At 74.9% G+C, this 14206-nt stretch carries 12 protein-coding genes; 2 read left to right on the top strand and 10 right to left on the bottom strand.

The window, feature by feature from the left end; translation table 11 throughout:
• Window positions 1-58: 58 nt before the first annotated feature.
• From IPL61_32110 to IPL61_32130, 5 genes are all read right to left on the bottom strand, one after another.
• A complete protein-coding gene (locus IPL61_32110) occupies window positions 59-1045 on the bottom strand; it encodes a DUF3829 domain-containing protein (protein ID MBK9035843.1) in 987 nt (328 codons plus the stop codon).
• Window positions 1046-1087: 42 nt separating this feature from the next.
• Complete coding sequence (locus tag IPL61_32115; GenBank protein ID MBK9035844.1) at window positions 1088-1648, bottom strand: hypothetical protein; 561 nt, start codon at window positions 1646-1648, stop codon at window positions 1088-1090.
• Window positions 1649-1831: 183 nt separating this feature from the next.
• A complete protein-coding gene (locus tag IPL61_32120; protein MBK9035845.1) occupies window positions 1832-2434 on the bottom strand; it encodes a hypothetical protein in 603 nt (200 codons plus the stop codon).
• An 18-nt stretch (window positions 2435-2452) separates the two neighbouring features.
• Window positions 2453-3898: a HAMP domain-containing protein gene (locus IPL61_32125; GenBank protein ID MBK9035846.1), complete on the bottom strand. Its 1446-nt coding sequence runs from the start codon at window positions 3896-3898 to the stop codon at window positions 2453-2455.
• Window positions 3895-4557 (bottom strand): response regulator transcription factor, encoded by a 663-nt coding sequence (locus tag IPL61_32130; protein MBK9035847.1) that lies wholly within the window; start codon window positions 4555-4557, stop codon window positions 3895-3897. Before IPL61_32130 ends, IPL61_32125 begins: the two co-directional genes overlap by 4 nt.
• A 127-nt stretch (window positions 4558-4684) precedes the next feature.
• Here IPL61_32130 and IPL61_32135 point away from each other — a divergent pair, with 127 nt between their 5' ends.
• Entirely contained in the window at window positions 4685-5758 is a 1074-nt protein-coding gene (locus IPL61_32135; GenBank protein ID MBK9035848.1) for an acyltransferase, read from the top strand.
• A gap of 70 nt (window positions 5759-5828) precedes the next feature.
• Here the strand turns inward: IPL61_32135 and IPL61_32140 are convergent, their stop codons facing one another.
• Genes IPL61_32140 through IPL61_32155 form a run of 4 tightly spaced genes read right to left on the bottom strand, consistent with a single transcriptional unit; the run spans window position 5829 to window position 9177 of the window.
• A complete protein-coding gene (locus tag IPL61_32140) occupies window positions 5829-6392 on the bottom strand; it encodes a hypothetical protein (GenBank protein ID MBK9035849.1) in 564 nt (187 codons plus the stop codon).
• Between the two features lie 40 nt (window positions 6393-6432).
• A complete protein-coding gene (locus IPL61_32145; protein ID MBK9035850.1) occupies window positions 6433-7251 on the bottom strand; it encodes a hypothetical protein in 819 nt (272 codons plus the stop codon).
• Between the two features lie 58 nt (window positions 7252-7309).
• Window positions 7310-7957 (bottom strand): peptide chain release factor-like protein, encoded by a 648-nt coding sequence (locus IPL61_32150; GenBank protein MBK9035851.1) that lies wholly within the window; start codon window positions 7955-7957, stop codon window positions 7310-7312.
• A 5-nt stretch (window positions 7958-7962) separates the two neighbouring features.
• The gene (locus tag IPL61_32155; GenBank protein MBK9035852.1) at window positions 7963-9177 is read right to left on the bottom strand and encodes an RtcB family protein; all 1215 of its coding nucleotides are present in this window, start codon (window positions 9175-9177) and stop codon (window positions 7963-7965) included.
• 450 nt (window positions 9178-9627) lie between these two features.
• On the opposite strand from IPL61_32155, the gene IPL61_32160 reads away from it, so the two are divergent.
• The gene (locus IPL61_32160; protein MBK9035853.1) at window positions 9628-11163 is read left to right on the top strand and encodes a sigma-54-dependent Fis family transcriptional regulator; all 1536 of its coding nucleotides are present in this window, start codon (window positions 9628-9630) and stop codon (window positions 11161-11163) included.
• Between the two features lie 157 nt (window positions 11164-11320).
• On the opposite strand, the gene IPL61_32165 is transcribed toward IPL61_32160, so the two are convergent.
• Window positions 11321-14179 carry an insulinase family protein gene (locus tag IPL61_32165; GenBank protein MBK9035854.1) on the bottom strand — a complete coding sequence of 953 codons (2859 nt, stop codon included), beginning with the start codon at window positions 14177-14179 and terminating at the stop codon, window positions 11321-11323.
• Window positions 14180-14206 lie beyond the last annotated feature (27 nt).

Here is a 14206-nt window from a genome sequence, read left to right on the forward strand (position 1 = left end):
TCGGCGCAGGCCCGTCGGCCCGTCGGCCCGTCGGCGCGCCGGTCCGTCGGCCCGTCGGCTACTTGAGCTGGCCGGTGCTCTCGAGCCCGATCAGCGTGTTGTGGAGGCTGACCATCGTGTTGTAGATCGACAGCAGATCGTCCATCGCCGCCGCGATCGCCGCGTCCTTGGCCGCCGGCGTCTTGGCCTTGGCCAGCGCCGGCTTGAGCTTGGCGATCGCCTTCTGCATGCGCTCGACCTGCTTGCCGAAGCCGACGAACGACGCGTGGGCCTTGGCGCCCTGGGCGGTGGTGAACGCGGCGAAGCCGGTCATCGCCTCCTCGAGCTGCGGCAGGACCGCCTCGCCCTTGACCGCGTCCCGGCGCGCCAAGCGCAGGAACTCGTTGGCGCGGATGGTCGCGAACCGGAACCAGTAGCCGTAGCTCTTGGCCGCCTCGTGCTTGGCCAGCTCGGCGTTGCTCTGGGCGTCCTCGATCCGCTCGAGCTCGGTCGCCAGCGCCTCGACCGACGCGTCGAAGGTGTCGCGGGCCTTGCCGAGGTCGTCGTGGATGGCCTTGGCCTTGGCGCCGCTGTCGGCCTTGAACCCGCCGCCCTTGACGTACGCGCACATGGCGTCGCGCTGGTCGGCGTAGGCGACGGCGGTCTCGAACATGGCCTTGGCCAGCGGCGGCATCTTCGCGAACTCGCCGCTCGACTGGCGCTCGACCTGGGCGACCCGCTCCTTGGCCTTGTCGCGCTTCATCTTCATCCAGCCGGTGCCGGCGCAGATCACGTTGCCCCACTTGGTCATGGTCTCGACGTCGAGCCCGGCGTCCCCGGCGCGATCCCAGTAGTTGCGCGTCAGCGACGGGAGCTCGCCGATCATGTCGTTGAAGTACTCGACGTAGTAGTTCATCACCTGCATCGAGCGATCGCTCGCGAGGTCCTTGGTCGAGCCCTCGGCCTCGGGCTGATCCTTGGCGGCGGGGTTGGGCTTCTTGCATCCGCCCGCGAGCGCGGCGGCGACGATGACGGCGGTGATGATGCGGTGGCGAACGAGCGACATGCCGGCACGATAACCGAGACCGTGCGGCAAGGGCTGGCAGGGCTACCGCCAGTACGGGTCGACCTCGGTCGTCGGTAGCCCGCCCCGGTCGGCCGAGGCGTAGATCGTCGGCCCGACCGCGGTCAGCTCGGCCGGGGTCACGAGCAGATCGTCGGCGAACAGCCCGTCGCGGTCGTCGAGCGCCCAGGCCACCAGCTCCGAGCAGTAGAAGCGGTCGGGGTTGTCGATGCCGACGAAGCCCGCGAAGTCGAAGCCTGTGCCGATCGACGCGCGCGCCCGCGCGACCGCCGCGCGCCGCTGCGCCGGCGTCCGGTTGGCCGGCCGCACGATCATCCACCGGTGCGCCGCGTCGAGGAAGCGCTCGGCCGGGACCTCGCGCACGCCGCTCGACACCGCGTCGATGAGCGTGCCGGTCTCGCCGTCGTAGATCGCGGCGTGGCTCATCGGCGCGCCGACGGTGACCAGCAAGATGACGTCGGACAAGACGGCGTAGCCGCGGCGCAGGACGATGTCACCGTCCTGCGCGTGGGCGCGCAGATCGCGGACCCACATGGTCGTGTAGGCCGAGTCGAGCTTCTGCTCCTTGGGCCGCGCGACCACCATCGAGTGATCACATCCAGTCGAGCCGAGAGCGACCGCGAGGGCGACAAGCGAGAGGACGTTGCGCATGATGCCCGTCGGAGATGCGAAGGTCGGACCAGTGGATCCGGCTAGTGATCTCGATTGGTTGCGCCCGAGTGTCAGCCGTTCACCGGCGAGCCTTCGACGCCGCCCGTCAGGGGGTCCTCACCGCAAGGCCGCGACCGCCGCCGCCAGCGCCGTCGCCACCACCGGCGCGCACGGGGACGTCGCGCCCGCCGCCAGCGCCGGCACCTCGCACGTCGCAAGGACCTGGGTCGCGCCGTCGTTCCAGTAGCCGGTGTAGGTCGCGCCGGCGCCGGCGCCGCGGCGGGCGTCGATCGTGATCGCGGTCGTGTCGGCGAGCGCGAGCGCCGCGAGCGTCAGCGCCGCGCCGGACGCTGCGGGTCCGGCCTCCGCCGCTGGGGCCCACAACGCTGCCAGCGCCGCCCGATCGGCCTGCCACGCCGCGACGTCGATCGCGACGCACGCCAGGCAACTGGCGACCGTGACCGTCGCGCGCACGTCGCCGGCGCTGACGGCCAGCGCCACGTCGCGCTCGCCGCGGGCCAGGACCCGCACGTCGTGGCCCGGCACGGCCAGGCTCGCGAGCCGCGCGATCAGCGCCGGCGTCAGCACCACCGGCGGCGGGGCGTCGACAGCGAGCGGCGCGTCGGGCGGCGGCCGACGGCGGCCGCGGCAGCCCCCCAGGGCTGCGCCGATCAGCAGCCCGAGCACCGCCGCGCGCGCACAGGTGGCGAGCCGGACCATCGGCGCGAGTGTACGCGGTCAGACCGAGCGCGTCGCGACCGCGCCCGCCAGCTCGACCTCGAGCCCGGTCGGCTCGCGGTTGCGGAACGTCAGGCGGTAGTCGTGGAGGCGGGCGACCGTGTGGGTGATGTGGAGGCCGATGCCGTGGCCGCCGTGGCCGCCGGTGGTCCGGGTGCGCGCGGCGTCGCTGCGGAAGCCCCGCCCGATCAGGCTGCCGAGGTCGGGCGGCGGGATCCCGGGCCCGTCGTCGAGCACGCGCAGCACGAAGTCGTCGTCGGCGCGATCGAGCACGACCGCGACGTGGCCGCCGCGGCGGTTGTACCGGATCGCGTTGTAGGCCACGTTCGACACCGCCTGCTCGAGCATCGTCAGATCGGCGTCGACGATGACCGGCCGCTCGGGCACGCCGCTGTCGAGCTCGATGCCGCGCTCGACCGCGACCGGGCGATGGCGCGCGATCACCCGCGCGACGAGGGCGTTGAGATCGATCGGCGAGCGCTCGAGCCGCGGCTCGGCCACGTCGACCCGGGCCGCCACCGACAGGTTGTGGAGCAGCGCCGCGAGGTAGTGGGCCTCGTCCATCGCCTGCGCGACGATCTGATCGAGCTCGGCCGGCTCGCGCGTGCGCACGCCGGCGCGCAGCGAGGCCAGGTGCTGGGTCAGCACGGTCAGCGGGATCATCACGTCGTGGGTGGTGTTGGCCAGGAACTCGCGCAGCGCGCGCTCGCGATCGTCGCGGGCCGCGAGCTGGCGGCGGACCTCGGCCGAGGCGGCGACGAACGCGTCGCCGAGCGCGCGCACCTCGTCGGTGCCGGTCGGCGTGGGCGCGTCGACGAAGCCGCCGGCGGCCGAGCGCCGGACCTCGGCCGTGAGCCGACGCACCCGGCGCACCACCGGGCCGACCACGATCAGCACGGCCACCAGCACCGCCGCCAGCGGCGCCAGCCACAGCTCGCTGGCCGGCAAGATCGCGCCGATGAACCCGCGCGGCGACGTGCCGCGCACCAGCACGTACGCGCACGGCCCGTCGGGCCACGGCGTCCGCACCAGCACCGACACCCGCTCGTCGAAGGTCGCGCGATCGATCGCGATCCACGCCTGCTGCGCGAGCGCGGCCACGCGGGCGGGCGCGAGCCCCGGCGCCCGGGCGTCGCCGCTGGCCAGGGTGGCGTCGTAGGCGAAGAACTCCGGCGGCGCCGCGCGCGGCCCGGGCGGCGGCGGTCGGTGTGCGGGCCCGTCATGACGGCCCGGCCCCGGCCCGAGGCCGAGCGGTCGCCCCCACCGGACCGGATCACCCTCGCACCGCGCCTGCTCGTCGGGCCGCTCGACCCGGCTCTGCGCCAGGTGCGCCAGCGCCTGCTCGGCCGCGCGGTGCCGGCTGCGCGCGTCGAGCCAGACCAGGCCGAGCACCAGCGGCACCGCGACCGCCGCCGTGGTCAGCGCCAGGCGCGGCCGCAGGTTCACGCGGGCGCGCTCGTGGCCAGCCGATAGCCCACGCCCCACACCGTCTGGATCAGGCCGGCGTCGCCGAGCTTCTTGCGCAGCCGCGACACGTGCACGTCGAGCGTGCGCTCGGCGCCGTCGCGCTCGGCGTCGAGCGCCGCGTCGACCAGCGCCGCCCGGGTCACCGCCGCGCCCGGCCGCCGCGCCAGCGCCGCCAGCAGATCGAACTCGGCGCGGGTCAGCTCGATCGCCCGATCGGCGACCCAGGCCTGGCGCTCGGCGACGCCGATGCGCAGGTCGCCGACCTCGATCACGTCGCTGCGCGCCAGCGTCGGGCGGCGCAGGCGCGCGCGCACCCGCTCGACCAGCTCCTCGGGCCAGAACGGCTTGGTCATGTAGTCGTCGGCGCCGAGCTTGAGCGCGCGGATCTTGTCGTTGGTGTCGTTGCGGGCCGACAGCACCAGCGCCGGGGTGTCCGAGCGCGCGCGCAGCGCCTTGAGGATGTCGAGGCCGTACACGCCCGGCAGCATCAGATCGACGATCAGCAGATCGATCTCGGCCGGGTCGGGCACGCGGCCCTCGGTCCACCAGGTGACGCCGAGGCCGGCGCGCTGCAAGGTCGCCACGATCTGGGCTCCCAGCTCGCGGTCGTCCTCGATGAGCAGCACGCGGTCGGCCATGGCAAGACCCTGGAGCGGTGATCCTACGCGGAGCTTAACCCGTCCTGGGGGCGCGCCTGGGGCGGCCGCGCAGACCTGGCGTCGGACCCTGGCACGCCGTGGCGCGCGCGTGCTAGGTCACGCCACGATGTCCGCCGCCTCGCCCCAACGGATCCCGTCGCTGGACGGGCTGCGGGCGCTGTCGATCGCGCTGGTGATCCTGTCGCACCTGCTGGGCACCCAGGGCTTCCCCTACGGCCCGCGCGCGCTCGGGACCGTGGGCGACTTCGGCTATCTGGGCGTGAAGGTGTTCTTCGTGATCTCGGGCTACCTGATCACTCGCCTGCTCATGAAGGAGCACGACCGCAGCGGCACGATCTCGCTGCGCGGGTTCTACGTGCGGCGGGTCTGGCGCATCTTCCCGGCGTTCTACGCGTTCATCATCGCGATGGTCGTCGCGTGGCAGCTCGGCGCCGTCGACCTGTCGCGCCGCGATCTGATCGCGGCGGTGACCTACACGATGAACTACCACTACGACCGCTCGTGGCAGCTCGGCCACATCTGGTCGCTGTCGATCGAGGAGCAGTTCTACCTGGTCTGGCCGTTCCTGTTCGTCTTGGCCGGCCGGGCCCGGGTGGTGTCGACCGCGACGGTGATCATCGTCCTGGCGCTGGCGTGCCGCGCCGCCGCCTGGTTCTACTTCCGGTCCGACGATCTGGTCGAGGAGGCCTACCCGTGCGTGATGGACTCGATCGCCGTCGGGTGCCTGATGGCCGGGATCCAGGGCCGCCTCGACACCGCCGGGTGGTACCAGCGCTTCCTGCGCTCGCCGCTGTTCCTCGCGGTGCCGGTGGTGATCGCGGTGACCCAGTACCCGGCCCACCCGGCGCTGCAGTACACCGTCGGGACCACCATCGAGAACCTGGCGATCGCCGTGTTCATCGATCGCGCCGTGCGGATGCACGACGACCCGTTCGGCCGCGTCCTCAACTGGCGGCCGCTGGTGTGGGTGGGCACGCTGTCGTACTCGCTGTACCTGTGGCAGGAGCCGTTCCTCGATCACAACCAGCGGTCGTTCGCCAACGCCTACCCGCTCAACCTGGTGCTCGCGTGCCTGTGCGCCGTGACCTCGTACTACCTGATCGAGAAGCCGGTCCTCGACTGGCGCGGCCGGGTCGCGGCCCGCAGGCGCGCGGCGGCGGCGCCGCTCACGCCATCGTGACGACGTCCACGTGACCTCGGTCGGCCGGCCGGTCCGCGCTCAGCACCATCGCGGCGGATGACGCGCGCGTTCACGCCAGCCCGTCGATCAGCACGTCGACCGCGTGGTCGAGGTCGCGCCCGAGCGGCACGACCAGGCGCGCGACCACCTTCCACTCGACCGGGCCGGTCGTGGGCGCGACCACCGCCGAGACCGCGCGGGCGACGTCGCCCAGGCGCCCGGCCGGCGGCGCGGCGCGGCCGCCGCCGAGCTCGCGCGGCACCGGCAGCGTGAACGCGAGCTGCTCGCGGTGGTAGCGCTGGGCGCCGCCGAGCTCGTGCTCGAACTTGTAGAGGGTGGTCGCGGTCGGCGCGCGGACGCCGCCGCGGGTCTCGACGCCGCGCTGGCTGGCGCGCAGCTCGACCACCAGGCGGCGCGCGTCGATCGGCTCGGTCAACGCCAGCGCGACCGTGCCGCGCAGCTCGGCGCCGGCGCGGGCCCGGAGCGCGTCGAGGGTGACGCGCACGTCGCCGCGGCCCAGCCCGGTGACCGACTGGCCGGCCTTGACCGCGCTGGTGCCGGCCTTCTTGACGGCGCTGCCGACCGTGCGGAAGAACTTGTTCGCGGCGTTCACGATCTCGTCGTCGGTGGGCACGGGCGCGAGTGTGCCACCGGGCGCGGAGCGGTGCACGACCTCAGCGCGCTCGGGCCCGGGCGGCGCGCCGGCGCGCGATCACGTCGTCGCGCCGTGCCCACACCGCGTGGCGCACCGCCTGGTCGGACAGCGGCCGCGCCGGCGCGGCTACCACCTCGCGGCGCGCGACCACGGCGGCGGCGACCTCGTCGTCGAAGCGCCCGAACACCTGGACCTCGCCCGCGGGCTGCCACTGTCGACGATCACCCTCGGCCAGCGGGACGTACGTCATGTCCGCGCACCCGCGCTGCCGGTAGACGTCGACCGCGGCCTCGCGCAGGATCGCCGGCGGCGCGGTGTAGCAGACCATGCCGGCGCGCCGGGCCATCTGCTCGCGCCCGCGCTGGGCCGCGTGCGGATCGAACCGCGGGCCGCGCGGCGCCGCCAGCGCCTGGGGCAGGCCGAACGTGTGCCAGCGGATCGTCGTCGGTGCGACCCCGGCCAAGCGCCGGCGCACGACCGTCAGCCGGTCGACGTCGAAGGCGGTCAGCCCGGCCGGGATCAGCGCGATCGGGTCGGCCTGGTCGGCCTCGAACGGCGTCGGCGTCAGGTGCGGCCGATCGATCACCACCAGCGTGTCGGGCTGGCGCTGGAACGCCAGGCCCCACAGCAGCCGGCCCAGCACCAGCGCGCCGGCACCGCCGGTGAGGATGTGCCAGGTGTCGTGGAAGTAGTTGGTGCTCCACCGCGCGACCGTCGCCGGGCGCGGCGACACCACGCGGTAGGTCACGCCACCGACGGCGACCAGGCGCAGGTGGACCTTGAGCCCGCGCGCGTTCGCGGCGGCGTCGGCGGCGACCGCGCGCGCGGCGCCGGTCACGGCTCGCTCCGCGCCACCAGGTCGGCGGCGTCGGCGGCGGCCACGTGCTCGGCGGCGGTCACGGCCGGCTCCGCGCCAGCAGGTCGCCGTCGGCGCCGATCGTGTACGTCCGGACCGCCGCGCCCCGCTCGAGCCGGACGTGCGCGCGCCGACGAGCGGCCCCGGCCGCGGCCACGCGCGCCGCCGCGACGTCCTGCAGGAGCGCCGCCAGCCGGGCCAGCGCCAGGTCGAGGTTGGCTTGCTGCGAGCGCTCGCCGGCGCTCCGCACCGCCAGGCCCGACGGCACGTGCTGGACCCGCACGGCCGACGACACCTTGTTGACGTGCTGACCGCCGGGCCCGCCGGCGCGGCACGCGGTGATGATCAGCTCGGCCCGGGGCGGCGCGACCCGCGCGACCGGCGGCGCCGCCGCCGGGTGCAGCGTCACCGCCGCGAACCAGCGCTTGCGCGCGGCCCGCCCCCGGCGCGCGCTGCGCTCGATCAGCGCGTGGGTGCCGAGCTCCGCCGCCAGCCCGGCGGTCGCGTCGCCGCGCAGGTGCAGCGCGATCGAGCGCGGCGCGTCGGCGGCGCCGCGGGTCACGACCTCGGCGACGTCGAGGCCGAGCGCGCGCGCGCGCGCCTCGAGCCGCGCGGCCAGGCGCGAGACGAACCGGCGGGCCTCGACCGGCCCGACCCCGGCGCTGATCTGGAGGATGTGCGCGGTCACGGGGGTCACAGCTTCACCGTGACGAGCGGGGTCAGCGCCGCGATCCGGGTCGCGAGGCCGTGGGCCTCGAGCGCGGCGATCACCGGCTCGATCGGCTTGTAGGCGTCGGGGTGCTCCTCGAACAACAGCGTCGGGTCGTCGCAGATCACGCGGCCGCCCAGGCTCGAGCGCACGACCTCGCGGCGGCGGTAGCGATCCTTGAGCTTGGCCAGCGCCTCGCTGCGCTTCATCTTGCGCCCGGCGCCGTGGGCGACCGAGCGCAGGCCGGCCTCGGCGCCGGTGCCGCGCAGGATCCACGACGGCGCGCCGCGGCTGCCGAGCACGATCGTCGCGGCGTCGGCGTGGGCCGGCGCGACGCCCTTGCGGTGGATCCACGCGTCGGCGCCGTCGACCGGCTCGGCCCGCACGTCGTTGTGGGTGAGATCGAGGCGGCCGCGCAGCGTGTGATCGCGCAGCGCGCCCAGCGCGCCCAGCAGGCGGTAGGTCACGACCAGGCGGTTGGCCCGCGCGAACCGACACGCGCCCGCGAGCTCGCCGAGGTAGGTCGCGCGCTCGGCGTCGCGCAGCGGCCGCGTGCCCCAGCGGACGCCGAGCGCGGCGCCGAGCCCGCGCGAGCCGGCGTGCGCCAGCACCACGAGCGCGTCGCGGGCCAGCCCGAGGCGCGCCGCGGCCGGGGCGTCGGCGACCGTGGTCACGCGCGCGACCTCGGCGAAGTGGTTGCCGCCGCCGACGGTGCCGAGCACGCGCGCGACGTCGAGCGCGTAGGGCCCGGGGTCGCCGCTGGCGATCGCGCCCTCGTCGATCGGCTCGCGCTCGGCCAGCCACCGCAAGCCGTCCGGGAGGCCCTCGACCTCGGCCAGCCCGCGGGCGCCCCGAGCCCACACCGCGGCGAACAGCGCCGCCGGATCGGCGGCGTCGACGACCGGCGCCTCGAACTGCGCGCGCAGCCGGCGCTCGAGCTGATCGGGCGTGACCCGCGCGACCGAGGTCACGACCAGGCGCGCGCCGCAGCCGGCGTCGCCGCCGATGAGCTGCGGGTGCACGACCTCGCGGGTCGCGACCGCGGCGCCGATCGGATAGCCACGGCCCGGGTGCAGGTCGGGCATGCCGACCGCGCGCACGCAGCCGGCGAGCCCCGCGACCGCGGCGAGCTGGTAGGTCGCGTCGCCCTCCATCCAGACGTCGGGGCCGCTGATGAGCGTGGTGGTCGCGGTGGTCATGGCGGTGGTGGTCGTGGCGCTGGTCGGCGTGGTCGGCGCGATCGCGGCGCGGGTCATGGCGGTGGGCTCCGCGGTGGTCGCGGTGATGATCGGCGTGGTCATGGCGGTGGTCTCCGCGGCGGTCTCCGCGGTGGTCGCGGTGATGATCGGCGTGGTCATGGCGGCGGCCTCGGCGGTGGTCGCGGGGGTGGCCTCCGCGGTGGTCGCGGTGATGGTCGGCGTGGTCATGGCGGTGGTCTCCGCGGTGCGCGCGGTCGTGGTCGTGGCGGTGGCGGGCGCGGCCGGAAGGGCCACGCGCGCGGCGTCGGTGCTCGATGCGGTGTCCATGGCCGGCGGCATTGCGCGCCGCGTGCCAGGCCGCCGCGCATCCGCAACCTCCCGGATCCTCGACGACGACTGCTCGATATGGTTCATCTTGAACCATTCGAAATGGTCTATAGTGAACCATTCATGGTCGATCGTGAACCAGCTCGGCGCTTGCTCCTCACCTGGGCCGATCGCGGGATCGACGGTCCGGCGCCCGCGCACCAGGCCGCCCGCCCCGCCGGCGATCGCGGCCCGGTCCTGCGCCTGCTCGACGAGACCGACCGCCGCCACCGCTACCACCGCGCCATCGTCCTGACGATCCCGCGCGGCCGGACCCGCGCCGAGGCGCTGGCGCGCGACATGGCGGCGCAGGTCGGCGCCGTCGAGGTGCGCGAGGTCGCCCTCGACGATCCTTCGGACTACCGGGCGCTGTGGCGGCAGCTGACGCCGCTGGCGGCCGAGCTCGAGCGCGCCGCGCCGCCGGGCGGACAGCAGATCGACGTGCTGCTGTCAGCCGGCACGCCCCAGGCCCAGACCGTCTGGGTGCTGCTGATCCAGGCCGCGGTGCTGCGCGCGCGCATGCTGCAGGTCATCCCGGCGGCGTTCGTGCCGCACCCGCACCCGCGCGCCGTCCGGGTGGTGTCGCTCGACGTCGAGGGCTTCCCCGAGATCCGGGTGCTGCGGGCCGAGGTCGCGCGGCTGCGGGCCGAGGTCCGGGTCCGCGACGCGCGGCTGATCGCCGGCAGCGAGCCGATGCGCGCGCTGATGGCGCGGGTGGTGCGGGTCGCGCGGAGCGAGCTCCCGGTGCTGGTGCTGGGCGAGACCGGCACCGGCAAGGAGCTGGTCGCCCGGGCGATCCACGACGGCAGCCCGCGCGCGGCCGGGCCGTTCGTCGCCGAGAACTGCGGCGCGCTGGCCGACAGCGTCCTGGCCAGCGAGCTGTTCGGCCACGAGGCCGGCGCGTTCACCGGCGCGGCCGCGCGCCACCGCGGGCTGTTCGAGCAGGCCCACGGCGGCACGATCTTCCTCGACGAGGTCGCCGAGCTGGCGGCGCCGGTGCAGGCGATGCTCCTGCGGGTGCTGCAGGAGGGCACGGTCCGCCGAGTCGGCGGCGAGCAGCCGCTGCGCGTCGACGTCCGGGTCCTCGCGGCCACCCACCGCGACCTCGCCGAGATGGTCGCGACCGGGCGCTTCCGCGAGGACCTGTACTACCGCTTGCGCGGCGCGGTCGTGCAGGTGCCGCCGCTGCGCGAGCGGGTCGCCGACCTGCCCGCGATGATCAAGGCGTTCCTGCACGAGGCCACCGTCGGCCCGCGCGCACGGCTCCTGCCGGTGACGCCCGCGGCGCTGCGCGCGCTCGCGGCCTACGCCTGGCCCGGCAACGTCCGCGAGCTGCGCAGCGAGGTCCAGCGCTGGGCGGTGTTCTGCGACGACGAGGTCGACGTCGCCGATCTGGCGCCCGAGCTCCGCGGCCACGTCGCCCAGCCGACGGCCCGCGCCCGCGCCGCGCCGCCGCCGCCGACCACGCTCGCCGCCGCGGTCCACGCCGCCGAGCAGGCCGCGATCGCCACTGCCCTCGCCGCCCACGACGGCAAGCTGGCGCCGGCCGCGCGCGCGCTCGGGATCGAGCGCAACACGCTCAAGCGCAAGCTCAAGGCCACGCCGGCGCGCCGCCGCTGACCGCGCCGATCCCTCGGCGAGCGCGACACGCTCAAGCGCAAGCTCAAGGCCACGCCGGCGCGCCGCCGCTGACCGCGCCGGTCCCTCGGCGAGCGCGACACGCTCAAGCGCAAGCTCAAGGCCACGCCGGCGCGCCGCCGCTGACCGCGCCGATCGCTCAGCGCAGGATCTTGCCGTCGGCGTCGAGCACCTTGACGGTGCCGAGCTTGAGCGCGCGGACGCCCGCCTCGATCTTGCCGAGGTCGCCGACGATCACCCAGGTCAGCGCCGCCGGCTTGATCGCCGCGGCCGCGGCCTGGACCTGGGCCGGCGTCAGCGCCGAGATCGCCGCGGCGCGCTTGGCCGCGTAGTCGTCGGGCCGGCCGTACAGGACGATGCCGCTGAGCGTGCCCAGCACCGAGCCCGCGGTCTCGTACGAGCCCGGCAGGGCGCGGACCTCGTTGACCTGGATCTTGGCGACCTCGGCCGGCTTGGCCGGGGCCTTGCCGGTCGCGAACTCGCGGATCTCGCGGTCGAGCTCCTTGATCGACTCGATCGTCTTGTCGATCTGCACCGACGCGCTCGCGCCCCACGGCCGCTGGCCGAGCGCGCCCGCGACGCCCGAGTACGCGCCGTAGGACCAGTGCTTGTCCTCGCGCAGGTTCATGTTCAGGCGCGAGCTGAACTCGCCGCCGAGGACCGAGTTGGCCAGCTCGAGCTCGATCGCGCGCGCGTCCTTCGACGACGGGACCAGCTGCGCGACGGTGATCGTCGCCTGGACCGCGCCGGGCTGATCGATCAGGAACACCCGCGGCGCGGTCGGCAGCTTGACCGTCGGCACCGCGACCGCCGGGCTCGGCGTCGCCGGCGCCTGCCAGCCGCCGAGCGCGGCCTCGAGCTTGGGCGTGAGCTCGGCCAGCGTGGTGTCGCCGACGACGATCAAGGTCGCCTGGTCGGGCGTCAGCCTGGCCTTGACCCACGCCTGCAGCTCGGCGCGGGTCAGCGCCTCGATCGACGCCTCGGTGCCGGTGCCGCTCGGCGGCGCGGCGTAGGGGTGACCGGCGCCGTAGAGCAGCGGCGCCATCGCGCGCCGGGCCAGCGAGCTGGGCCGCGCCTTCTCCTGCTGCAGCCCGGCCAGCCAGGTCGCGCGCACGCGCTCGAGCTCGGCGGCGTCGAAGGTGGGCCGGAGCAGCACGTCGGCCATCACCGCCAGCGACGGCTCGAGGTTCGAGGTCAGCGCCGCCAGCGAGACGCTGGCCTGGTCGAGCGACGCGCCGGCGCCGAGCCGCGCGCCCAGCGCCTCGATCCGATCGCCCAGCGCCAGCGCGCTGTAGCCGCCGGCGCCCTCGTCGAGCATGCCCATCGCGAACGCCGCCAGGCCCTGCTTGCCGGCCGGATCCGACGACGTGCCGGCGCCGACGACGTCGAGGGTCAGCTGCACCAGCGGCAGGCCGTGGCGCTCGGCCAGCACCACCTTGAGGCCGTTCGACAGCGTGGCCCGGGCCACCGTCGGGAACACCAGCGCCGGGAAGGTGTCGGTCGTCGGCACGCCCTTGGAGCGATCGACGTCCGAGGCCACGGCCTTGAGCCGCCGATCCGCGGCCGCGACCTTGGTCGGCGGCAGGTCCGGGATCGCCGCCGGCTCGACCAGCGGCGTGCGCGCGCCCGGCTGCACGACCAGCGTGTGGTCGCCCTTGCTGAGCCACCTCTTGCCGACGGCCTTGAGCTGGGCCGGCGTCACGCCGGCGATGGTCTTGAGGCTGGCCTTGTAGCAGTCGGGCTTGCCGGTGAAGACCGCGCACTCGGCCAGCGTGTCGGCCTTGCCGCCGAAGCCACCGATGCGCTCGAGCCCGCGCGTGAAGTTGGCCGCGATGACGGTCTTGGCCTGGGCCAGCTCGGCCGCGGTCGGGCCGGCCTTGACCAGCGCCGCCAGCTCCTCGGCGATGGCCCGCTCGACCGCCGCCGGATCGCCGCCGGCCTTGACGTCGGCCGAGATGAAGAACGTGCCGCCCAGCTCCGACGCCCACGCCGCCGCGCTGACGCGATCGACGAGCTTGTCGGCGTGGAGCAGCCGGCGGTCGAGGCGCGACGACCGCGCGCCGCCCAGCACGAACGCCAGCACCTGCAGCCGGTCGGCGTCGACGGTGCCGGCCCCGGGGACGTTCCAGACCCGGTAGATCCGGGTCTGCGGCACCTGGTCGGCGACCTCGGCCCGGGTCGACGCCTTGCGCGCGGCGATCTGCGGCTTCATCTTCGGCACCGACGCGGTCGGCGCGATGTCGCCGAAGTAGCGCGCGACCTTGACCTTGGCGGTCGCGACGTCGATGTCGCCGGCCAGCACCAGCACCGCGTTGTTGGGGCCGTACCAGCTCCGGAACCAGTTCTTGACGTCGTCGAGGGTCGCGGCGTCGAGATCGGCCATCGAGCCGATCGTCGTGTGGTGGTACGGGTGGCCCTCGGGGTAGCTCGCGGCGCCGAGCAGATCGAACACCTGGCCGTAGGGCTGGTTCTCGCCCTGGCGCTTCTCGTTCTGGACCACGCCGCGCTGCTCGTCGAGCGCGGCCTGGTCGATCGCGCCGAGCAGGTGGCCCATGCGATCCGACTCCATCCACAGCGCCATGTCGAGCGCGGTGGTGGGCACGTTCTCGAAGTAGTTGGTGCGGTCGCTGTTGGTCGTGCCGTTCTGGTCGGTGGCGCCGACCAGCTCGAACGGCTCGAAGAACTCGCCGGCGTGGTGCTCCGAGCCCTGGAACATCAGGTGCTCGAACAGGTGCGCGAAGCCGCTGCGGCCGCGCGGCTCGTTCTTCGAGCCGACGTGGTACCAGAGGTTGACCGCGACGATCGGCGCCTTGCGGTCGGTGTGGACGATGACCCGCAGCCCGTTGGGCAGCTTGAACTCGTCGTACGCGATCTCCACCTTGGGCGGCGGCGCGGCCAGCGCCGGCGCCGCGGCGGCGACGAGCGCGGTCAGGGCGAGAGAGGCGCGGGTGCGCGGGTGGCTGGGGCGGCGGGACGTGGGCATCGGGTTCCTGGGCATGAGTGACACGCGGCGTGCAACCTACCA

Source organism: Myxococcales bacterium, from assembly GCA_016717005.1.
In the GTDB taxonomy this organism is placed as follows: Bacteria; Myxococcota_A; Polyangia; order Haliangiales; family Haliangiaceae; genus UBA2376.